This window comes from Mesorhizobium sp. B2-7-2, from assembly GCF_006440775.1.
GTDB lineage: Bacteria > Pseudomonadota > Alphaproteobacteria > Rhizobiales > Rhizobiaceae > Mesorhizobium.
The window spans coordinates 22,924-45,988 of sequence record NZ_VFTZ01000010.1 but is presented as its reverse complement, the minus strand read 5'-3'; the positions used below and the strand labels follow the sequence as shown (position 1 = coordinate 45,988).

Below are 23,065 nucleotides of genomic sequence, written 5' to 3'. Positions count from 1 at the left end.
GCGGGCGAGGCTGACCCGGCGCTTCATTCAATCGATGTCGAACGACACGCCCTGCGCGAGCGGCAGCGCTTTCGAATAGTTCACCGTGTTGGTGGCGCGGCGCATATAAGCCTTCCAGGCATCCGAGCCGCTCTCGCGGCCGCCGCCCGTCTCCTTCTCGCCGCCGAATGCGCCGCCGATCTCGGCGCCCGACGTGCCGATATTGACGTTGGCGATGCCGCAATCCGAACCGTCGACGCCAAGGAAACGCTCCGATTCCTGCAGGTCGCGCGTGAAGATCGACGATGACAGCCCGGCGCCCACCGCATTGTGCTGCTCGAGCGCCTCGTCGAAATCGGAGTATTTCATCACGTAGAGGATCGGCGCGAAGGTCTCTTCCGTCACCGGCGAGACCTGGGCAGGCATTTCGACCAGCGCCGGATGCACGTAATAGGCATCCGGATGGCCGTTCTCGACGCGCGTGCCGCCGGTCACGTTGCCGCCATGCGCTTCAGCCTCCTTCAATGCCTTCTGCATGTTGTCGAAGGCCGCCTTGTCGATCAGCGGACCGACCAGCGCCTTGCCTTCCAGCGGATTGCCGACCGAGACGGACTGATAGGCCTTCTTCAGCCGCGGCAAGAGCGCGTCATAGACGCTGTCATGCACGAAGAGGCGCCTCAGCGTCGTACAACGCTGGCCAGCCGTGCCCATGGCGCCGAAGGCAATCGCCCGCAGCGCCATGTCGAGATCGGCGGTGGGCGTGACGATGCCGGCATTGTTGCCGCCGAGCTCGAGCACGGCGCGGGCAAAACGCTTGGCCAGCCTGGGGCCGACCTCGCGGCCCATGCGGGTCGAGCCGGTGGCTGAGACCAGCGGCACCTTCGGATGGTCGACCAGCACCTCGCCGGCGGCGCGGTCGCCGATCAGCACCTGCAGCAGCCCCGCCGGCGCGTCCGCGCCGAAACGCTTGGCGGCGCGCTTGAAGATCGCCTCGCAGGCAAGCGCCGTCAGCGGCGTCTTTTCCGACGGCTTCCACACCACCGCATCGCCGCAGACGAAGGCCAGCGCCGAGTTCCAAGACCAAACAGCAACCGGGAAATTGAAGGCCGAGATCACGCCGACGACGCCGAGCGGATGCCAGGTCTCCATCATGCGGTGTCCGGGGCGCTCGGTGGCGATGGTGAGGCCATAGAGTTGCCGGGAAAGACCGACGGCGAAATCGCAGATGTCGATCATCTCCTGGACTTCGCCCAGCCCCTCGGACGGAATCTTGCCGACCTCGATCGACACCAGCCGGCCGAGCTCGTCCTTATGCGCGCGCAACTCCTCGCCGAGCAGGCGCACCAGCTCGCCGCGCTTTGGCCCCGGCACCAGCCGCCAGGCCTGGAAGGCCTTGTGCGCGGCATCGATGGCCTTGCCGGCGTCGGCGGCCGAGATCGACTTCAGCGCCGCGACCTGTTCGCCCGTCACCGGACTGCGCACGATCAGGTCGCCCCCCCAAAGCGCATCCTTGGCGACACCCAGTTTCTCAAGAAGTGAAGCGGTTTCCTTCGCTAACGTCATCTTTGTCCCTTTCATATCCCGCCGCTCATAGGACGGGCGTGGAAGCTATGCGCCGAGTCCGTGCCGTCGGGCACAGCCGGGCGCTTTCATGGCGTGGCATTACGCGTTTCGGGGGAAAACCGCTACCCCGGCATGGTCCAAGGCCGGATTGCGAAATTGGGCCAGACGGCGAAGCCGGATCAGCGCGCTTTTTGGAAGGAAGACTTCTCAGCGCTTTCCTTGATCAGCCGGTCGATATGCATGCGGATATGCGCCGCCTCGGCCGCGGTGTTGGCCAGGGCGATGGCGCGGTCGAAGGCGACACGCGCCTCGTCGTTGCGCCCAAGCTGCATCAGCAGCCCGCCCCTCAGCCCGAAGAAGTGGAAATAGCCCGACAGCCGCTCTTCCAGCGGCTCGATCATGGCAAGTGCGGCTTCCGGGCCGTGCACCTTGCTGACCGCGACGGCGCGGTTGAGCGTTACCACCGGCGACGGCTGCATCTGCTCCAGCAGACCGTAAAGCAGGTCGATCTCGGTCCAGTCGGTATCCTCGGCCGTCGCCGCCCGCGCATGCAGCGCCGCGATCGCCGCCTGCACCTGATAAGGGCCGGGCTTGCGGTGGCGCAGCGCCTTGTCGACCAGCGCCAAGCCCTCGTCGATCATCTTGCGGCTCCAGAGCGAGCGGTCCTGGTCCTCGAGCAGCACGATCTCGCCATCTTCGTCGAAGCGCGCCGGCGCCCGCGCATGCTGGAGAAGCAGCAGCGCCGTCAGCCCCATGATTTCAGGTTCCTGCTGGAACAGCCTGAGCAGCAGCCGGGCGAGCCGGATCGCCTCCTCGCACAGCGGCGCGCGAGCCGGCGCCTCGCCGCCATTGCTCGAATAGCCCTCGTTGAAGATCAGATAGACCATAGCGGAGACTGCGGCGAGCCGCTCCGAGCGCTCGACCGCGCCCGGTGTCTCGAACGGCACGCCGGCATCGGCAATGCGCGCCTTGGCGCGGGTGATGCGCTGTTCCATGGCGCTTTCGCCGACGAGAAAGGCGCGCGCGATCTGCTTGACGGTGAGGCCGGACACGATGCGCAGCGCCACCGCGATCTGCTGCGTCGCCGGCAGATCCGGATGGCAGCAGATGAACAGAAGCCGCAGGATATCGTCGCGATAATGCGCACCGTCCAGCCGCTCGGCCATATCGCCTTCGGCATCCTCGAGATCGGAAATCTGGTCCTCTTCCGGCATCGGCGCCTGCTTGGCGCGCTTGCGCACGGCGTCGATGCCGCTGTTGCGGCCGACGAAGATCAGCCAAGCCGCGGGATCGCGTGGCGGCCCGTTCTTCGGCCAGTTGTTGAGCGCCCTCAGGCACGCGTCCTGGAAAGCCTCTTCCGCGGCGTCGAGGTCGCGGAAGTAGCGCAGCAGCGCGCCCATCGCCTGCGGGCGGGCATTGCTGATCGCGGCATTTATCCAGGCGAGTTCCGTCATACCGCGACCTTTGTCGGATTGAAGACCGAAACCGGCCGGATCTCGTAGGAGCCGCCGCTCGGATTGACCTCGGAAAGCTCGCGCGCGAATTCGACGGCTTCGTCGAGATCGTTGCATTCGAGCGTATAGAAGCCGAGGAATTGTTCCTTGGTCTCGGCGAATGGGCCGTCGAGCACGATCGATTCCCCTTTGACCTTTCGCAGCGTCGTGGCCGCCGTCGTCGGCAACAGGCGCGCCACCGGCCCCAGCCGGCCCGCCTTGGCGTATTTGTCCTGCACGTTGAGGAGCTTTGCCATGACCTCGTCGTCCTGTTCCTTGCTCCAGGAGCAGACGACGTCTTCGGAGGCGTAGCAGAGGATGGCGTAAAGCATGGCAGGTCCTTTCCGTATCAAAGGACGCGACACTAGGACCCTTCCCGACACCAGGTCGATAAAAAAATTTATCGAGGGATCACTGGCTTGACGATCTCCGCAACCGCCTGTCAGGCGCCGCGCGCCTGCAGCCATCTGAGCACCAGCGTTTCTTCCTCGTCGAGGCCGGGTATGACGCGCTTGTGCTTATTGGCTTCGGCCATTTCGTCGAGCAGGCGTCCGTTGCTCCACGCCTCGAACACCAGCGGGTGGATGTAGCATTTGCGACAGACGGCACGGGTGTTGCCCAACCGCTCGGCGACCTTGTCGACGATGCTGTTCGTCACCCGTTTCCGTAGCGCTTGGCTTTCCGGCAGTTCGGTCTGCGCAAACAGCGAAGCGGCGTGGATGGTGCCGCCCCAGGTGCGGAAATGCCTTGAGCTGAATTCGGCGCCGGAAGCTTCGCGAATATAGCGGTTAACGTCCTCCGAACGCACCGGCCGCCGGTCGCCATCCTCGCCGAGATATTGGAACAGCTTCTGCCCGGGCAGGTCCTGGGCGCCGCGCACGATCTTGGCGACGCGGCGATCGGCCAGCTTCAACTTCCATTCCTTGCCCGACTTGCCCTTGAAGGCGAAGCGCAGGCTGGAGCCTGTGATCTCGACATGGCGGTCGCGCAGCGTGGTCAATCCGAAACTCTTGTTGTCGCGCGCATAGGCCGCGTTGCCGATCCGGATCATGGTGTTGTCGAGCAACCAGACCACCGAGGCGACGACGCGCTCCATCGGCAGCCCGTGGCGGCGCAGATCGGCATCGATCTGCCGTCTGAGGGCAGGCAGGCTTTGCGCGAAGGCGACGAGGCTGGAATATTTGACGCCGTCGCGTTCCTCGGTCCATTGCGCGTGATAGCGGTACTGCTTGCGGCCGCGCTGATCCCGGCCTGTTGCCTGGATATGGCCGTCCGGATTGGGCGATATCCATACATCCGTCCAGGCCGGCGGAATGACGATCGCCTTGATGCGGGCAAGTGTCTGCGCGCTGACCTTGCGCCCGTTCGGACCGACATAGGAAAATCCCTTGCCTTTTCTCATTCGTCGGACGCCGGGATCGGTGTCGCTGACATAGCTGAGCGACGCGCGCTCGGCCGAATCCTGCGCACCGTTCCTTACTGTTTCCTCGCTCCGCGTTGAACGGTCCGAGGACAATTGTGAATGCTGCAACATGCCGGCTCCGCGAAATTATCCGTAGATAAAGCCGCTCGCCGATGACTGGTTCCGATGCAAATGGCGGTGCGCGTCATCGACGCCCGCGGGTCAGGCTTCCACCGGGATGACGTCGACCGCCTGCTCCCCGACCTGACCGCCCGTCGTCTTCAACACGCCGACGATTGGCGCAACGTCGGAATAGTCGCGGCCATAGCCGACCGTGATATGGTCGTTGCTCGCCCGCATGCCGTTGGTCGGGTCGAACTCCTGCCAGCCGGCATCGCGTCCGCACCAGGCCTTGACCCAGGCATGCATGGCATCGGCGCCCTCGAGCCGAGGCTTGCCCTTGGGCGGGATCGTGCGCAAAAAGCCGCTGACATAACCGGCGGGAATGCCAAGCCCGCGCAGGCCAGCGATCATGATATGCGAGAAATCCTGGCAGACGCCGCGTTTCAGCGCGAAGGCGTCGCTTGCCCGCGTCTGCACCGTGGTTGCCTTGCCGTCATAAGTGAAATCGCGATGGATGCGGTTGCAGAGATCGGCCGCCGTGGCGACCGCGGAGCCGGCCAAGCTTTCCCGCGCATAGGCCGTGATCGCCGCGTCGATGCCGGCATGGTCGCTGGCGGGGAGGAAATGATGCGGCGCGGACGGCAATAGCGAGCGCACCAGGTCGAGCTCCGACCTCAGCCCGCTTATGTCGGGCGAGACGTCGAGGCCTTGCTCGGGGCGCGAAACCGACACGCGCGCGCTCATTCGGATGTCGAGCGTCTCATGCGCGTCGCGAAAGGCGATCGATGTGACATTGTTGCCGAAGAAATCGGAAAAATCGGCACGCTCGGCCGGCGACGGCTGGAACGACAGCGAGGCGGCGATCACGCGCTGCACCCCGGCGATCGTCTGCGGCATGACGCGCACCTGGTGCCGTCCCCCACCGGCGGCAGCAGCGTAGTCGTAATGCAAATGGAGTTTGATGTCGTAGAGCATCTAACCGAAATAGGCTCTGGAGAGGCTGTTGTAGAGATCGCCGATCTGGCCGGCGAGGTCGTCGAGCACCTTGGCGCTCATGTCCGACGGCTCCATGACGGCTATTGCCGTGTTGAGCCGCAATATCTCCTTGGCGGCGGGTGACATGTGCCCCTCGCCGCCGATCGAAGGCAGCATGCCGATCTCGGCCTTCAGCCGCTCCAGCTGGAACAGGATCGAGCGAGGATTGAGCGGGTCGAGCGCGAGCAGGTCGATCACCGTGCGCCGCCCGGCCTGCACCGGATATTGCCGGCGATGGGTCATGACGCTGTCGCCGATCTCCAGCATCATGTCCAGCGCCCCTTCCGGCGCCCCATTCCTTGTCAGCTGGCTGAGCGTGCGGGCGATCTGGATGCCGCGTTCCAGCCTGCGGCCGATCTCCAGGAAACGCCAGCCGGTGAAGCGGTACATGTTCTCGTGCAGCAGGCCGGAAAAGCCAGCAAGCTTGCGCAGCATCACCGTCATCGCCCGCGTCGCGTCGTCTCCCGGCGCGACCGTCTCCGCGAATTTGTGGATGGTCTTGGACAGATCCTTCAGCGCCAGCCAGCCATCGGGAGAGAAGCGGTCGCGAATCTGGCCGGCGCTGTAGACCGCGCTGTCCAAAGTGCCGATCAACCCTGGTGGTATCGCCGTGTAGACGTCGATGCCGAACGGCTCCAGATAGTCCCTGATATCGGCAAGCAGCGGCATATCCGGATCGGACGTCTCGGCAAGCCGCACATGATAGGCGCGCAGCACGCGCACCGTGTCTTCGGAGCGCTCGATATAGCGTCCGAGCCAGGTAAGGTTCTCGGCCGCGCGGCTGGGCAGGCTGCCCGGCATGGTGCGGGTGAAGCCGTCATGTTCCTGCGGCAACAATGTCTCGCGTTCGACCGGCCTGTCGCTGACCACCCAGACATCCGCCGCCTGGCCGCCGCGCTGCATGGCGATCGCCGTCGGGTCGAGCGAAAAGCCGACACGGGCGAAGCCGCCGGGCATCACCGTCCAGCCTTCCGGCGTGCGCGCCAGATAGACGCGCAGGCTGGCAGGCCGCGGCTCCAGCAGGCCGTCGACGAACACCGGCGTGGTCGAGAGCGTCACGGCTTCCTGGCCGACGAAGCCGGCGCCGTCCGCCTCGATGCGCGCGATGAGCTCGGCTCGCTCGCCGGCCGAAAGGGACGATCCGAGCCGCGTCGCGCCATCGTCCTCGAAGGCAAGCCGGGTCGAGAGCGCCGGGCCGACCACCATGCGGTCGATATTGGCCAGCACATGGGCGCGCTCGGCCTCCTGCCCGCACCACCAGGTGGCGATGCTCGGCAGTTTGAGATCGTCACCTTGCAGTTCTCGCGCGATCCTGGGCAGGAACGACAGCAATGCCCGTGTCTCCATCAGGCCCGAACCCAGCGCGTTGACGGCCGAAACGGAGCCGCGCCGGATTGCCTCGACCAATCCTGGCGTGCCGATCTGCGAGTCCGGCCTGAGTTCCAGCGGATCGGCGAAGGCGGCATCGAGCCGCCGCCACAGGACGCCGATCGGCATCAGGCCGGAAACGGTTCGCACCATCAGCCTGCCGCCGGAAACGGTCAGGTCCTCGCCCTCGAGCAGCATGATGCCCAGATAGCGGGCGATATAGGCGTGCTCGTAATAGGTTTCGTTGAGCGGTCCCGGCGTCAGAATGGCGACGCGGCCGCCCGACTCCCTTGCCATAGCGTTCAGCGCGTCGCGGAAGCGGCGGAAAAAGCCGGCAAGCCGATGCACATGCATCTCGCCATAGATATCCGACAGCGCACGCGTTGTGGCGACGCGGTTCTCCAGCGCGAAGCCTGCGCCCGACGGCGCCTGGGTGCGATCGCCCAGCACCCACCAGCGGCCGTCCGGGCCACGACCGAGCTCGAAGGCGACCATATGCAGAAAATGCCCGTTGGCCGGCCGGACGCCGGCTATCGGGCGCAGATATTCCGGGCTGGCTGCAATCAGGCCGGCCGGCAGAATGCCTTTCTCGACCAATCGGTTCGGCCCGTAAATGTCGGACAGGATCGCCTCGAACAGGTCGGCGCGCTGGACTAGGCCGGCGCTGATCTCGGCCCATTCCTTCTCGTCGATCAGCAGCGGGACATGCGCGAGCGGCCACTCCCGCTCATTGGCGCCAGCCTGCTCATAGACACGGTAATAGACGCCGGCATCGCGCAGATACTGATCGGCGCGGGCAAACCGCTGCCCGAGCCGATCCGCCCCCAGATCGTCTAGCGCGTCGATGAAGGAGCGCCAGGCCGGGCGCGGGCTGCCAGCCGGGTCGACCATCTCGTCGACGACGCCTTCGATCGGTCGGTAGCGTTCCAGCAGGCTCGGCGCCCGCGGCCTGCCGCCCGCCCGTCTCTGATTCCCCTTGGCCATTGTCGATCAGAATCTCGCCGGCTGCCTGAGGTCAAGGGTCATCGGGAACTCTTCAGCAGGTTCCTCGTCACGCAGCACATATCCGCCCGGCGTGTGGCCGCGCGGTTCGAACCGGGCAAGCCGTCGCGCCTCGGCCTCGTTGCCGTTGACCGGGAAGGTGTCGTAACTGCGGCCGCCCGGATGCGCGACATGGTAGACGCAGCCCCTGACCGAGCGGCCCGACCAGCGGTCATAGATGTCGAAGACCAGCGGCGTGTTGACCGGCAGCGCCGGATGCAGGCCGGACGCCGGCTGCCAGGCCTTGAAGCGAACGCCGGCCACCGCGACCTCGCGATTGTCGGTGACCTTCATCGGCACGACGCGCCCGTTGCAGACGATGGCGTGGCGTTCCGGATTGAGGCCTTCGGTTCGCACCTGCAGCCGCTCCACCGAGGAATCGACGAAGCGGACCGTGCCTCCGATAGCGCCCTGCTCGCCCATCACGTGCCAGGGCTCCAGTGCCTGCCTCAACTCCAGCTTGACGCCGGCATGTTGCACCTCGCCGCAGAACGGGAAACGGAATTCGAGCTGGGCCGCGAACCATTCGGGGCGGAAGTCGAAGCCGTTGAGCTTCAGATCCTCCAGCACGTCGAGGAAATCCGCCCAGACGTAGTGCGGCAGCATGAAACGGTCGTGCAGCGAGGTGCCCCAGCGCGCGAAGCGGCCGTCGAGCGGGTTCTTCCAGGCCCGGGCGATGATCGCGCGGACCAGCAATTGCTGGGCGAGGCTCATGCGCGCATTGGGCGGCATCTCGAAGCCGCGGAACTCGACAAGGCCGAGCCGGCCGGTCGGGCCATCCGGCGAGAACAATTTATCGATGCAGATTTCCGAACGGTGCGTGTTGCCGGTCACGTCGGTCAAGAGATTGCGGAACAGCCGGTCGACCAGCCAGGGCAAGGGTGCTGCGCCCGCGTCGGGATGCGGCACCTGCGCCAGCGCGATCTCAAGCTCATAGAGCGCATCGTGCCGCGCCTCATCGATGCGCGGCGCCTGGCTGGTCGGGCCGATGAACAGCCCTGAGAACAGATAGGACAGCGACGGATGCCGCTGCCATTGCAGCACCAGGCTCTTCAGAAGATCCGGCCGGCGCAGGAACGGGCTGTCATTGGGCGTAGCACCCCCAACCACGACATGATTGCCGCCGCCGGTGCCGGTGTGGCGGCCGTCGATCATGAACTTGTCGGTGCCGAGCCGCGATTGCCGCGCTTCCTCGTAGATGGCCGTGGTGGTGGCAACGCATTCCTGCCAGTTGGCGGCAGGATGGATGTTCACCTCGATGACGCCTGGATCGGGCGCGACGCGGATGACGTTGAGGCGCGGGTCGTGCGGCGGAGCATAGCCCTCGATATGCACCGGCAACCCGATGGCCTTGGCAGCATTTTCCGCCGCCGCCACCAGTTCGAGATAATCCTCCAGCGCCTCGACCGGCGGCATGAACACGCAGAGCCTGCCGTCGCGCGGCTCGACGGTGAGCGCCGTGCGCACCGCGCCGCCGATCTCGGTCAGTCGCTGCTCGACGCGGTCCTGCTGGGCCGTGGCGGCGGTGAAGGAGGCTTCGGCCTGCTGACGCGCCATTTCGTCGGCGCCGCCGCCTGGACCTTCCGGCAGGATCGCATCGCGCGCCGGCAGCGCGCCGCGCGGCACGGACGGGTCGACCGGCACGATGTAAGGAAATTGCGCCGGCGGAACATAGGGCAACGTACCGAGCGGCAAGCGGTAGCCGACTGGAGAGTCGCCCGGCACCAGGAACAGGCGCCCGCGCCTGGTCTTCCATTTCTCCGAGCGCCAGCGCTGCCCCACAGCCTGGCTGTTCCAGCGCTGCACCGGCAACACATAGCCTGACGGCTTGCTCAGGCCGCGCTCGAAGACGCGCGCCATGCGGCTGCGCTCTTCCGGGTCCTCCAGCTTCGAATTGGACGGATCGACATTGTCCGGCAGCTTGCCTTCCTTGAGCAGCCACTCGCCCGGATCCTCATAAGCCTCGCCGACCATCGCCTTGTCGATGCCGAGCTCGCCGGCGATCGCCGTGAGCAGGCTTTCGGCCTGCTCCGGGCCAATGGCGGCGCTGCCCTTCTCCCGCGCGATCAGCGACGGATCGCGCCAGACCGGCTCGCCATCGGTGCGCCAGTAGAGCGAGAAGGTCCAGCGCGGCAGGCTCTCGCCGGGATACCATTTGCCCTGGCCGTAATGCAGGAAGCCGCCCGGCGCGAAGCGCTCGCGCAGCCGGCGGATGAGCTGGTCCGCCTTGTCGCGCTTGGTCGGGCCGACGGCGGCCGTGTTCCATTCGGCGGACTCGAAATCGTCGATCGACACAAAGGTCGGCTCACCGCCCATGGTGAGCCGCACGTCGCCGTCTTTCAGCACCGCGTCGACCTTTTCGCCCAGTCGATCGAGCGCCTCCCAACTTTCGTCCGAAAATGGCTTGGTGATGCGCGGATGCTCGGCGATGCGGTCAACCCGCATGTCGAAGTGGAAATCGACGTTGGCGAAGCTCGCCATGCCTGAGATCGGCGCGGCATTGCGGAAATGCGGCGTCGCGGCAAGCGGCACGTGGCTTTCGCCGGTCAGCAGCCCGGAGGTCGGGTCGAAACCGATCCAGCCGGCGCCGGGAATATAGACCTCGCACCAGGCATGCAGGTCGGTGAAGTCGACAGCGGTCCCCGGCGGTCCGTCGAGCGAGACGAGATCCGGCTTCAACTGGATCAGATAGCCGGAGACGAAGCGCGCGGCGACGCCCAGATTGCGCAGGATCTGCACCAAGAGCCAGCTCGAATCCCGGCAGGAGCCCTTGCCGGCGGCCAATGTCTCCTCGGGCGAATAAACACCCGTTTCCATGCGCACGATATAGGCGATCTCGCGCTGCAGCCTTGCATTGAGGTCGACGAGGAAATTGACGGTGTTTGTCGGACTGCGGTCGATCGTCCGAAGGAATGCCGTCAACAGCGGCCCGGCCGGCTCCGGCGCGCGGTAGATGGCGAGGTCTTCCCTGATCTCCCCCGGATAGTCGAACGGGAAAGTCTCGGCGCTCTCCTCGACGAAGAAGTCGAACGGATTATAGACCGTCATGTCGGCGACGAGGTCGACCTCGATCTTCAATTCCGTCACCGGCTCCGGGAAGACGAAGCGGGCGAGGAAGTTGCCGTAGGGATCCTGCTGCAGGTTGACGAAGTGGTTTGCCGGCTCGACCTTCAGCGAATGGCTGAGCACCTTGGTGCGCGAGTGCGGCGCCGGCTGCAGCCTGATCACCTGGGGACCGAGCACCACCGGCCGGTCATATTTGTAATGGGTCAGGTGATGAACGGCTGCCTGAATTGCCATGGTACCCCGGAGTTCGGCGTTTCGGTCACCGAACCCTGACATAAATGCTGTCCATTCTCCAAGCAGAGATGTTGCGCTGCACCTAATTTAAGCAGCTAATAGACGATCGACGTCGCCGGGTAACGGCCAGTCTCCAACGTCTGCGATTGGCGAAGACCTCTGCGCCTTCGTCATTCTATGGCGGAGCAAGGAGCGAAGCGACGCAGCGCAGACCATAGAATCCATTCCGTGACGCCGGCCGGAGAACGCGGCGTTGCAAACAAACTTCCGTCGTGCTCGTGCACCGAAAATTCCTGTATCGCAGCAGCGCTTCTACGTCACGGCATGGATACTCGGGTCAAGCCCGAGTATGACGAAAGTACTGCCTTAAAAGAACGCCTGGATCCCCGTCTGCGCCCGCCCGAGGATCAGCGCATGCACGTCATGCGTGCCCTCATAGGTGTTGACCGTCTCCAGGTTCTGCGCGTGGCGCATGACGTGATAGCCGATCTGGATGCCGTTGCCGCCATGCATGTCGCGGGCCTGGCGGGCGATGTCGAGCGCCTTGCCGCAATTGTTGCGCTTGACGATCGAGATCATCTCCGGCGCCATCTTGCCTTCGTCCATCAGCCGGCCGACGCGCAACGAGCCCTGCAGGCCAAGCGCGATCTCGGTCTGCATGTCGGCGAGCTTCTTCTGGAATAATTGCGTGCCGGCGAGCGGCTTGCCGAACTGTTTTCTGTCGAGGCCGTATTGCCGCGCCCGGTGCCAGCAATCCTCGGCCGCGCCCATCGCTCCCCAGGAGATGCCGTAGCGCGCCCGGTTGAGGCAGCCGAACGGACCGCCGAGGCCCTTGGCATTGGGCAGCAATGCCTCTTCGCCGACCTCGACGCCTTCCAGCACCACCTCGCCGGTAATCGACGCCCGCAACGACAACTTGCCGCCGATCTTCGGCGCCGACAGTCCCTTCATGCCCTTTTCCAGCACGAAGCCGCGGATCTCATCCTTGCCGTTATCGCCCTTCAGCTTCGCCCACACGACGAAGACGTCAGCGATCGGCGCGTTCGAGATCCACATCTTGGAGCCGGAGAGCTTGTAACCGCTCGCGGTCTTCTCGGCGCGCGTCTTCATGCCGCCTGGATCGGAGCCGGCGTCCGGCTCGGTGAGCCCGAAACAGCCGATCCATTCGCCCGACGCCAGCTTCGGCAGGTATTTCTTGCGCTGCGCTTCCGAGCCGTAGGCATGGATCGGATACATGACCAGCGAGGATTGCACGCTCATCATCGATCGATAGCCGCTATCGATGCGCTCGACTTCGCGCGCCACCAGGCCGTAGGTCACATAGTTGGCGCCCAGCCCGCCATATTCTTCCGGAATGGTGATGCCGAGCAGGCCCGCTTCGCCCATCTCGCGGAAGATCGACGGGTCGGTCTTCTCGTCGGCATAGGCTTCCTCGATACGCGGCGCCAGCTTGTCGGCGGCGAAGGCGGCAGCGCCGTCGCGCACCATGCGCTCATCCTCGGAAAGCTGGTCCTCGATCAGGAAAGGATCGTTCCAGACGAACGCGTTCTTCTCGGCGGCCATGGCCAACACTCCCGGCAAATTCTTGGATTGCGCGGCTTATCCGCCTCCGCAGAGGAAAAATCAAACGAAATTGCATCGCTGATCAATGAGCGTTAGTAATGGATCATGAATGTCCAGCGCCGCCTTCTACCCAACACCGCCACTCTCGCCGCCTTCGAGGCGGTTGCGCGTCTCGGCTCCTTCACCGCCGCCGCGCGCGAGCTCGATTTGACGCAAGGCGCCGTCAGCCGGCAGGTCAGCCTCTTGGAAGAGCAGTTCGGTCGGCGCTTATTTGATCGCGACAGCCGCAATGTGAGGCTGTCGCCGGCCGGCGAGATCTATGCCGAAGCGGTGCGCTCGGCACTTGGCCAATTGCGTGATGCGGCGCTTGGATTGATGAGCAATCGGCATAGCGGCGTTCTCAACCTTGCTATCCTGCCGACTTTCGGCACGCGCTGGCTGATGCCGCTGATCCCGGATTTCGTCGTCCGCCATCCCGACATCACCATCAACTTCGCCACCCGCATCGGACGCTTCGACTTTGCCCGCGAGCGGCTCGACGCCGCGATCCATCACGGCATGCCCGACTGGCCGGAGGCCGACTGCACGCTCTTGATGCGCGAGACCGTCATGCCGGTGGTTTCGCCCGGATTCCTCGCCACCCGCGCCATCGTCACGCCGACCGATATCAGTCGTCTGCCGTTGCTGCATATGGCAACCCGCCCCGGCGCCTGGAGCGAGTGGTTCGAAAATCAGGGGCTCGAGGCCCCGACCGGGCCCGGCATGCAGTTCGAGCAGTTCGGCACCGTCGCGCAGGCTTGCATGGCCGGCCTCGGCGTGGCGCTGCTGCCGGAAATCCTGATTGCCGGCGAACTGCAGCGCAGCCAGCTGGTGCCGGCGCCGGGCACGCCGATGCAGAGCCGCAGCGCCTATTACCTCGTCGTGCCGCACGACAAGCGCGGCCACCCGGCGGTCGCCAGTTTTCGCGACTGGCTGCTGAGTCAGATCGGCAAGGAGCCGGCTGTCCTGGCGTGGTAGCTACTTCCGCTTCATCGCCTCGGCGAGCGCGGCGCCGAACGCGCCCTGCGAAGGTCGCTCCGTCTGGCGCTGCGGCGCCGGCGAGCGCGGCGCTGGCTTACCGCCGCCGTGATCGCGTTGGCCGCCACGAGGCGCACCGCCCTCGCCGCCATCCTTGCGCATCGACAGCCCGATGCGCTTGCGCTTGATGTCGACATCGACGACCCGCACCTTCACGACATCGCCCGCCTTCACCACCTCATGCGCGTCCTTGATGAAGCGGTCGGCCAGTTGCGATACGTGCACCAGCCCGTCCTGGTGGACGCCGATATCGACGAAGGCGCCGAAGGCCGCGACATTGGTGACGGTGCCTTCGAGCAGCATGCCCGGCTTCAAATCCTTGATGTCGTCGACACCCTCGGCGAAGGTCGCCGTCTTGAACCCGGGTCGCGGGTCGCGTCCAGGCTTTTCCAGTTCGGCGATGATGTCGCGCACGGTCGGCAGGCCGAACCGCTCGTCGACGAAGACGCGCGGGTCGAGCGCCTTGAGCGCGGCGCTGTCGCCCATCAGCGCGCGCACGTCGCGGCCGCAGGCTGCGACGATTTTCTTCGCCACGCCATAGGCTTCAGGATGCACCGATGACGCGTCGAGCGGCTCTGTCCCGTTCGGTATGCGCAGGAAGCCGGCACTTTGCTCGAATGCGCGCGGCCCGAGCCGCGCCACCTTGAGCAGGTCCTTGCGGCTGGCAAACGGCCCGACCGTGTCGCGATGCGCAACGATCGCCTCGGCGAGCGACGGCCCAAGGCCCGACACGCGCGAAAGCAGCGGCGCCGAGGCCGTGTTGAGGTCGACGCCGACGGCGTTCACCGCATCCTCGACCACCGCTTCCAGCGAACGGCCGAGCCGGTACTGGTCGACATCGTGCTGGTACTGGCCGACGCCGATCGACTTCGGCTCGATCTTGACCAGCTCGGCCAGCGGATCCTGCAGGCGCCGTGCGATCGACACCGCGCCGCGCAGCGAGACATCGAGACCGGGGAATTCCGCCGCTGCCGTCGCCGAAGCGGAATAGACTGAGGCGCCAGCCTCGCTGACGATCACCTTGAGCGGCTTCGGCCCCGCACCTCCCGGCAGGTCAGCCAGCATGTCGGCCACCAGCTTCTCGGTCTCGCGGCTGCCGGTACCGTTGCCGATCGAGATCAGCTCGACCTTGTGCTGGCGGATCAGGGCGGCAAGCTCGACCTGCGCGCCGCGCACATCGTTCTTCGGCGGGAACGGATAGACGGTCGTCGTCGCCACCAGCTTGCCGGTGCCGTTGACCACCGCCACCTTGACGCCGGTGCGTATGCCCGGATCGAGCCCCATGGTCGGTCGCGAACCGGCCGGCGCCGCGAGCAAAAGATCTTTCAGATTGCGGGCAAAGACATGGATCGCCTCTTCCTCGGCCCGCTCGCGCAAATCGCGCATCAAGTCGAGCGTCAGATGCAATGACAGCTTTATCCGCCAGGTCCAGCCGGCTACGTCCATCAACCATTTATCGCCGGGCAAGCTGCTGCCGATCGCATAGGCATTGGCGATCATCCGCTCGACTGGCTTCACCGGCGATTGATCATCCGCATCGACCTCGATGTCGAGCGACAGCACTTCCTCGTTGCGGCCGCGCAGCATGGCCAAGGCGCGGTGGCTGGGCACGCCTGCCCAGCGCTCGACATGGTCGAAATAGTCGGAGAATTTCGCGCCGACCTCTTGCTTGCCGTCAACGACGCGAGCGCGCAGGAAAGCGCGTTCCTTCATATAGGCGCGCAGCTTGCCAACCAGATCGGCATTTTCGGCGAACTGCTCCGACAGGATGTCGCGTGCGCCTTCGAGCGCGGCCTTGGTGTCGGCCACCTCTTCCGTGACATAGGCGAGCGCAAGCTCGGCGGGAATTTTCGAGCGATCGGCGAGGATCGCCTCGGCGAGCGGCCCGAGCCCGCGTTCCCTGGCGATCTCGGCCTTGGTGCGCCGCTTCGGCTTGTAGGGCAGATAGATATCCTCGAGCTCGGCCTTGGTGGCGGCCGCCGCGATCTTGGCCTCGAGCTCCTCGGTCAGCTTGCCCTGTTCTCGGATCGAGCTGACGATCGTCTCGCGCCGTGCGTCGAGCTCGCGCAGATAGGCGAGGCGCTCGGAAAGGTCGCGCAATTGCGTGTCGTCAAGCCCGCCGGTGACTTCCTTGCGGTAACGCGCGACGAAGGGGACTGTCGCGCCCTCGTCGAGCAGCCCGATTGCTGCAGCTGCCTGCTCCGGCCGCGCACCGATCTCGGCCGCGATGATTGCTGCGATGCGCTTGATGTCCGATGCCATGCTGGTCCCTGCGGAAAAGAGCGGCGACCATAGGCCGGGATGCCGGCTGCGCCAACCGCATTGGACGTGGGGGTCCACAGGAAACCGGTCTAACGTTGGCGCTGCCCCTCACCTGCCTGCCGGCATCCTCTCCCCGTATAGTGACGGGGGGAGGGGCGCTCTCATCGCCGGGTTCGCCAAATCACCAACGCTGCAGAAAAGATGCCAGCGTGGCGGCCAGCCCCTTCTCCCCGTCACTATACGGGGAGAAGTGCCCGGCAGGGCGATGAGGGGCAGCGCCAGCATCGACAACCGAATGCGACGACGCCACTCATACAATCCCGCTCAACGTTTCCAAAAAGACCACAATGTCCCCATCCAGCTTATCGTCCACGGGTTCCGGCTGTGACGACATCTTGGCGATGACCACTTCCGTCTTCGGATTGACGTAAAGCCACTGGCCGTGGATCCCGATGCCGCAGAAGGCGCCGCTGTCGTGGCCGGTCTGGTACCATTTGTTGCGGTAGCGTCCCTTCGGGAACAAAAACGCCATCGTGCCGCGTTGCCAGGCCTCAAAGCTGCCGCCGGTGGCGACCGTGTCGCGCACCCAGGCTTCCGGCACGATGCGGCGGCCATTGGTCGTGCCGCCCTGCCGCATCATCTCGCCGATGCGGGCAAGGTCGCGCGGCGTCATCGACATGCCGCCGGCGGTGCGCGCCGTGCCTTCCATGTCGACCGTCACCGACATTTCGCTTCCAGCACCCAGCGGCTGCCACAGTTTCTCGCTGAGCAATTCGATGACGCGCCTGCCAGACGCGCGTTCGACCAGGATGCCGAGCACATCCGAGTTGGGCGAGCGGTAGCGATAGGTCTGGCCATGCGGCTCGGCAAGGCGCTGGATCGTCATAAGGAACGCGGCGAGGCTTTCGGACCCGCCGCCAGGGTTCCACAGAGTCGAGCGGCGGTAGCGGGCGAAGGCGCTTTCCGGATCGAGATAGGCTTCCTCGAAATCGAGGCTGACCGTCATGTCGAGCACGTTGCGCACGCTCGCGTCGCCATAGGCCGAGGCCTTGGCTTCAGGGATGTAGTGCGTTACCGGCGCGCTGGGATCGAACAACCCCTCGCCTTCCAATATGCCGGCGAGGATCGCCGTCACCGACTTGCTGATCGAAAAGATGATATGGCGCGCTCCGAACGGCATATGCGGCGCCGACCAGTCGCCGACCAGCTTGCCGGCTTTCAGGATCGTCAGCCCGTACGTATCGGAACGCTTCAGGAAGCTCTCGACGGTCTCGCTGCCGCCGGCAAGCGATATCCTTTCCTCAAGCAATGCGCCGAGCGACTTCGCTTGGCTTTCGCCGCCGGGCGCCGCCGCAATATGCGCGCTCGGCACCAGCTCGCCGACATTCTGGAACGACCATCGGTTGAACGGCGAAAGCCGCCAGTTGTCGAGCCGCACATCCTTGCGGGCAAAGCCGTATCTGGCCTCGAACGCGGTCTTGCCGCTCATGATACTCTCCCGGATCTTGTTTTGCGGTTTCAGGCCAGCGCCGCGGCAATGGCATGCACCGCCTTCTGCGTCGCCACCGAATAGGTGGAGTTGACGAAATCCGGATAGCTCGAAAGCTTCACCACGACCATCCTGTGTTCCCAGTCCATATGGATCAATTGGCCGAACACGCCGCGGCACATCAGCGAGCGCGAGCGCGGATCCTCGATCCAGAACTGGTTGCGGTAGCTGCCGTCGGGAAGGCTCGGGCTGAAATTCGGCCCGTGCTTGCCGCTGCGCGTCGCCTCGATCCAGTCGGCCGGGATCACGCCGCCGCCATTGTCGAGGATCAGTTGCCCGAAGCGGCCATAGTCGCGCAGCGTCGCATTGAAGCCGCCATCGGCAAGCGCATAGCCGGCGCTGTCGACGGTGAAGCAGGCGCTCTCGTCGGCGCCGAGCTTCTGCCAGAGCTCTTCCGAGATCAGCTGCGCCAGGCGCTTGCCGCTCACCCGCTCCATGATGAAGGCGAGCACGTCGGTCTCGATCGAGCGGTATTCGAACGCCTCGCCATGCGGGCGCACCCTGTCCTTCAGCCGCAGGATCAGCTCGAACAGGTGCGACGGCCACGCAAAGTCCGGATCGCTGCCCGGCGGGATCGGCTTCCAGCCGGTCGCGACGTCGACCTGACCGATCTCGGAATAGCGGTCGGTATATTCCTCGGAAAAACGCACGCCAGTCGTCATGTCGAGCACATGCTGCACAGTGGCGCCGGCCCAGCCGGTCTCGACAAGCTCCGGCAGATAGTCGGTGACCAGCCTGCCCGGATCGATCAGGCCGCGCCCGACCAGGATGCCGCACACCGATCCGGTGACCGACTTCGCCATCGATTGCGACAGATGCAGCGTGCGCTCGTCCATGCCGTTGAAATAGCGCTCATAGGCGATCCTGCCGTCCTTCAGCACCAGGAAGCCGTCGGCATAGGTTTCGTCGAGCAAGCCGGCAAGCGTCGTCGGCGCTCCGTTGCTGTCGGCCACCGGCAGATCGTCGAGATCCACCTCCGCGCGCTCGAGGCGATGGCGATGGCCGCTGCCGCGCCACACCTCGATGGTCGGCAGGAATTCGCGGATATGCTGGAAGGCCCAGCGGTTCCAGGGCGGCCGATCCCAATCGAGCCTCGGCGGCACCAGCCTGGGCGGCGAGCCCTGCATGATCGGCGGCCGCGGATCGGAGTTGCGATAGGATTGCATGAGAATTTCCCTGCCGCCGCATGCCGCCCCTTCCGTTTACTTGAACGAGGAGCGGTCTGCACAGCGGACGAAAGCCCCGAATGGGCCCTCGAGTGACGACGCCCGACGCCATGGAGAAGGGCAGCCCCGGCATGCCAGGTGAGGGGCGGCGCGAACGTGCGAATTGAGCGCCACCCCTCATCCGGCCCTTGACCCTCTTCGCGCTCGCGCGGGAAGAGGCGGCGTGCCGCTATTTCTGAACGTCCGTCCAGATGCGCGTGTAGAGTTGCTGCACCTCGGGCGAGCAGGGGGTGAGGAACTGGCCCGCTTTCTCCAGTTCTGGCGGTACCACCAGTTCGGGCGCATCCTTCATGTCGGCTGGCATGAACGCCTTTGAGCCCTTGATACCATTGGCATATTTGGCGAAGGCGGAGATCATGGCGGCGTTCTCGGGATCCATGATGAAGTTCATGAACAGCTTGGCGTTGTCGACATTCTTGGCATCCTTCAGGATGGCAACGCTGTCCATGAAAAAGGGGAAGCCCTCTTTCGGGTAGCCGAACTTGATGTCGGGGTTCTTGATGCGCGAGCGCATGATGGCGCCGTTCCAGTAGTAGACGGCCGAATAGTCGCCGGCCGGCAGCTTCTCGGTCACGCTATAATCCATGGCCAGCCATTTCGGCTTGGCCTCCACCAGCTTGTCGCGCACTTTCTTGAGCAGTTCCTTGTCGTCCGTGCACCAGTCGCCGCCCAGATATTTGATGGTGGCGAACAGCACGTCGTTCATTTCCGGCGCGACGTTGATCTTGCCGACCAGTTCCTTCGGCGGATCGAGGAAGATGGCCGACGTGTTGATATCGCCGCCATAGACCTTTGTGTTGACGCCGATACCGGTCACGCCCCACTGCCACGGAACCGTGTAGTGACGGCCCGGATCCCAAGGAACGTTCACCCAGCGCTCGTCGACATTCTTGAAGTTCTCCATCTGGTCGGGCCGTGCCTCGAGCAGAAGCCCTTCCTTCACCCAGATCTGCACGTAATTGGCGGACGGCACTACAATGTCGAAGCCGTGACCGCCGGCGCGTACCTTGGATAGCGCGGTGTCGTTGGAGTCGTAGTCGGTGATCGTCACCTTGACCTTGTAGGTATCCTCGAACTTCTTGATCATTTCGGGGCTGGTGTAGTCGCCCCAATTAAAGATGTTGAGTTCGCCGTCCGCATACGCGCTGCCCGCAAAGGCAAACAATGCGAATGCCGCCGTGGCGGCCGTTGTCTTCCATTTCATTGCTATTCTCCCGTTTGGCAATCGTTGATCATGGCTTGCGCCGATTGACGAAGTAGAACGTGGTTACGAGCACCACCGACAGCGCCAGGAATACGGTGGCGATCGCATTGATTTCCGGGCTCGTTTCGCGCCGCAACTGGCCGAGCATGTAGGTGGGCAGCGTATCCTGCCCGCCGGATTTGACGAATTCGGTGATGACCACATCATCGAGCGAAATGACGAAGGCGAGCATGAAGCCCGCGATGATGGCCGGCCTCAAAAGCGGCAGCGTCACGAAACGGAAGGCTTTCCACGGCGTGGCGTATAGGTCGGCGGCTGCGCGCTCCAGCGTCAGGTCCATGCTCTCCAGCCGCGCCCGGATCGGCAGGTAAGCGAACGGGATGCAGAAGGCGGTGTGCGCGGCGATCAGATAGCCGAGTCCTGAATAACCGGTCCAGACCTTGATGCGCGAGAACACGATCAGGAGCGCGACGCCGGTGACTATCTCCGGCACCATCAGCGGCTGGTTGATGAAGGCGTATTTGAAGGTAAGGCCGGGATAGGGACGCGTGCGGGTCGTGGCAAGCGCAGCCATGGTGGCGGCGATCGTCGACAGCGCGGCGGCCGAGACCGCCAGCACAAGCGAGCGGATGGAGGCGTCCTGCACCGCCGAATTGTGCCAGGCCGAAATAAACCAGCGCAGTGAGACGCCATCCCAGCGCGAAAGCGAATCCGCCGCGTTGAACGAATAGGCGACGAGCGCCGCGATCGGCAGATAGAGCGCGAAGAAGGTCAGAAGCGCCATGAAGCCGAAGCCTGGTTGCGCCTGGATGTCGAACGGACGCTTAGCCATGGGCGCCCTCCGACCCGGATGCATTGCGCACGTAGAACAGCAGCGCGATCATCACCAGCACCATGAGCGTAATCGAGATGGCCGCGCCCAGCGGCCAGTTGCGGCCCGCGCCGAACTGCAGCTCGATCAGGTTGCCGAGCATCATGTTCTTGCCGCCGCCCAGCACACGCGGAATGACATAGGCGCCAAGCGAGGGAATGAACACCAGTATCGAGCCGGCGATGACGCCGGGCTTGATCAACGGGAAGATGATGCGGCGCAGAACCTGCCAGCGGCCGGCATAGAGATCATATCCGGCCTCGACCAGCCTGAAGTCGAGCTTCTCCATCGAGGCGTAGATCGGCAGCACCATCAGAGGCAGATAGATATAGATCATGCCGAGCAAGATGGCGGCGTCGGTATTCATGATCTGCAGTGGTTGCTTGATGATGCCGAGCGCCATCAGCGCCGTGTTGACCAGCCCTTCGTTGCGGATCACCTGCTGCATGGCGAAGGTGCGGATCAGGAGATTCGTCCAGAACGGAATGGTAACGAGGAACACCCACACCTCGCGTGTCTTCGGCGGTCGCGTGGCGATGAAATAGGCTGTGGGGAAGCCGAAGAGCAACGTCAGCACGGTGGTGTAGAAGGACAGGCTTATCGAACGCCAGAAGATGGACAGATGCGCGTCCGCCAGGCCCAGCGTGTCGTCGAAGATGTCACGCTGGAACAGGACCGATGTCCATCCGTCCAGCGAGAAGGTGCCGAACTGCACGTCGCCATAGTCGCCCTTCAGCATGAAGGAATAAGCCAACATCACGAAAAGCGGCCCGGTGGCAGCCAGAAGGATGATGACGAGTGCCGGCGCCGAGAGCAGCCAGCGGTCGCGTATGTCCCTGGCGTCGGCTGCGCGAGCAATTTCCTCGGCGTTGGCCATGATTGTCCTCTAGTCCTTCAGCGCCTGAGCGGCATTCGGGCCGATCGCGACGCCCACGCGGTTGCCCGGCGCAAGCGCTTCGCCACCGCCGCGGCTGTTCTGCCGCCGCACGATGAAGGCGCTGCCGTCGTCGAGCTTGAGATGGAGATGCGTGTCGGTGCCGAGATAGACGACGTTCTCGACCGTGCCCCTGAGCGAAGCGTTGGCGTCGGCCGGACCGATGTGGGCGTGCTCCGGCCGCACCACGAGCGTAACGCTGCCCGACGGCGTAAAACCTTCCGGCAGCGATGCCGGGATTTCCGCGCCGGTCGAGAGCCTGACGGTGGCGCGCCCGTCGGCTGCGCTTTTCACCTCACCTTCGATGAAATTCGTCTCGCCGATGAAGTCGGCGACGAAGCGTTCGGCCGGCCGGTCGTAGATGTCGCGCGGCGTGCCGACCTGCAGGATCTTGCCGGCCGACATGACCGCGATGCGATCGGACATCGTCAGCGCTTCCTCCTGGTCGTGGGTGACGAAGATGAAGGTGATGCCGGTTTCGTGCTGCAGACGCTTCAGTTCGATCTGCATCTCCTTGCGCAGCTTGTAGTCCAGCGCCGACAACGGCTCGTCGAGCAAGAGCACCTTGGGCTGCGGCGCCAGCGCGCGGGCCAGCGCCACGCGCTGCTGCTGGCCGCCCGAGATCTGGCTGGTGCGGCGCGCCTTCAGCGCCTCCATCTTGACCAGCTTCAGCATCTGGGCGACGCGCGCTTCGGTCTCTCCTTTCGGCTTGCCGAGCATTTCCAGCCCGAAGCCGATGTTCTGCGCCACCGTCATGTGCGGGAAGAGCGCGTAGCTCTGGAAGACGGTGTTGACTGGGCGCTTGTAGGGCGGCAGCGGCGCGATATCCTGCCCGTGCAGCAGGATCTCGCCGGCGGTCGGAAAATCGAAACCGGCGATCAATCTCAGCAGCGTCGTCTTCCCGCATCCGGACGGGCCGAGCAGTGTGAAAAACTCGTTCTCGCGGATCGACACCGACACGGTGTCGAGAGCGGCTACCTGGTTCTCGCCTGTTCCAAAGACCTTGCGAACACCGCGAACTTCGATCGCGTTCTTACCCGGTTGTTCCGGCACGATTACCCCATTGAGAGCGCCT

At 64.7% G+C, this 23,065-nt stretch carries 16 protein-coding genes; 1 reads left to right on the top strand and 15 read right to left on the bottom strand.

The annotated features are described in order from the left end of the window. Window positions 1–27: 27 nt before the first annotated feature. From FJ425_RS15560 to FJ425_RS15525, 8 genes are all read right to left on the bottom strand, one after another. Window positions 28–1,542: an aldehyde dehydrogenase family protein gene (locus tag FJ425_RS15560; protein WP_140724674.1), complete on the bottom strand. Its 1,515-nt coding sequence runs from the start codon at window positions 1,540–1,542 to the stop codon at window positions 28–30. 179 nt (window positions 1,543–1,721) lie between these two features. Next, entirely contained in the window at window positions 1,722–2,996 is a 1,275-nt protein-coding gene (locus FJ425_RS15555; protein WP_140724672.1) for an RNA polymerase sigma factor, read from the bottom strand. Beyond that, window positions 2,993–3,367 carry a YciI family protein gene (locus FJ425_RS15550; RefSeq protein ID WP_095766415.1) on the bottom strand — a complete coding sequence of 125 codons (375 nt, stop codon included), beginning with the start codon at window positions 3,365–3,367 and terminating at the stop codon, window positions 2,993–2,995. The genes FJ425_RS15555 and FJ425_RS15550 overlap by 4 nt, the downstream gene beginning before the upstream one ends. A 110-nt stretch (window positions 3,368–3,477) precedes the next feature. After that, window positions 3,478–4,569 carry a DNA topoisomerase IB gene (locus FJ425_RS15545; protein ID WP_140724670.1) on the bottom strand — a complete coding sequence of 364 codons (1,092 nt, stop codon included), beginning with the start codon at window positions 4,567–4,569 and terminating at the stop codon, window positions 3,478–3,480. A gap of 90 nt (window positions 4,570–4,659) precedes the next feature. Next, the gene (locus tag FJ425_RS15540; protein ID WP_140724668.1) at window positions 4,660–5,535 is read right to left on the bottom strand and encodes a transglutaminase family protein; all 876 of its coding nucleotides are present in this window, start codon (window positions 5,533–5,535) and stop codon (window positions 4,660–4,662) included. After that, window positions 5,536–7,947: a circularly permuted type 2 ATP-grasp protein gene (locus FJ425_RS15535; protein WP_140724666.1), complete on the bottom strand. Its 2,412-nt coding sequence runs from the start codon at window positions 7,945–7,947 to the stop codon at window positions 5,536–5,538. A 6-nt stretch (window positions 7,948–7,953) separates the two neighbouring features. Next, a complete protein-coding gene (locus FJ425_RS15530) occupies window positions 7,954–11,304 on the bottom strand; it encodes a transglutaminase family protein (protein WP_140724663.1) in 3,351 nt (1,116 codons plus the stop codon). Between the two features lie 366 nt (window positions 11,305–11,670). Next, on the bottom strand, window positions 11,671–12,867 hold the full coding sequence (locus FJ425_RS15525; protein WP_140632227.1) for an acyl-CoA dehydrogenase: 1,197 nt from the start codon (window positions 12,865–12,867) through the stop codon (window positions 11,671–11,673). A gap of 105 nt (window positions 12,868–12,972) precedes the next feature. On the opposite strand from FJ425_RS15525, the gene FJ425_RS15520 reads away from it, so the two are divergent. Beyond that, window positions 12,973–13,884, top strand: coding sequence for a LysR family transcriptional regulator (locus FJ425_RS15520; protein WP_140632229.1), 912 nt, complete (start codon window positions 12,973–12,975; stop codon window positions 13,882–13,884). Here the strand turns inward: FJ425_RS15520 and FJ425_RS15515 are convergent, their stop codons facing one another. From FJ425_RS15515 to FJ425_RS15480, 7 genes are all read right to left on the bottom strand, one after another. Further along, window positions 13,885–16,206, bottom strand: a complete 2,322-nt coding sequence (locus tag FJ425_RS15515; protein WP_140632232.1) for a Tex family protein — start codon at window positions 16,204–16,206, stop codon at window positions 13,885–13,887. It abuts the gene before it with no gap. 310 nt (window positions 16,207–16,516) lie between these two features. Then, window positions 16,517–17,695, bottom strand: coding sequence for a serine hydrolase (locus FJ425_RS15505; RefSeq protein ID WP_140632235.1), 1,179 nt, complete (start codon window positions 17,693–17,695; stop codon window positions 16,517–16,519). A gap of 29 nt (window positions 17,696–17,724) precedes the next feature. Next, window positions 17,725–18,921: a serine hydrolase gene (locus FJ425_RS15500; protein ID WP_140632238.1), complete on the bottom strand. Its 1,197-nt coding sequence runs from the start codon at window positions 18,919–18,921 to the stop codon at window positions 17,725–17,727. A gap of 229 nt (window positions 18,922–19,150) precedes the next feature. Further along, a complete protein-coding gene (locus FJ425_RS15495) occupies window positions 19,151–20,185 on the bottom strand; it encodes an extracellular solute-binding protein (protein WP_140541766.1) in 1,035 nt (344 codons plus the stop codon). A gap of 28 nt (window positions 20,186–20,213) precedes the next feature. Beyond that, window positions 20,214–21,017 (bottom strand): ABC transporter permease, encoded by an 804-nt coding sequence (locus FJ425_RS15490; protein WP_140632241.1) that lies wholly within the window; start codon window positions 21,015–21,017, stop codon window positions 20,214–20,216. Next, window positions 21,010–21,933 carry an ABC transporter permease gene (locus tag FJ425_RS15485; protein ID WP_140632243.1) on the bottom strand — a complete coding sequence of 308 codons (924 nt, stop codon included), beginning with the start codon at window positions 21,931–21,933 and terminating at the stop codon, window positions 21,010–21,012. The genes FJ425_RS15490 and FJ425_RS15485 overlap by 8 nt, the downstream gene beginning before the upstream one ends. A gap of 9 nt (window positions 21,934–21,942) precedes the next feature. Then, window positions 21,943–23,043, bottom strand: coding sequence for an ABC transporter ATP-binding protein (locus tag FJ425_RS15480; protein ID WP_140632246.1), 1,101 nt, complete (start codon window positions 23,041–23,043; stop codon window positions 21,943–21,945). Between the last annotated feature and the right edge of the window lie 22 nt (window positions 23,044–23,065).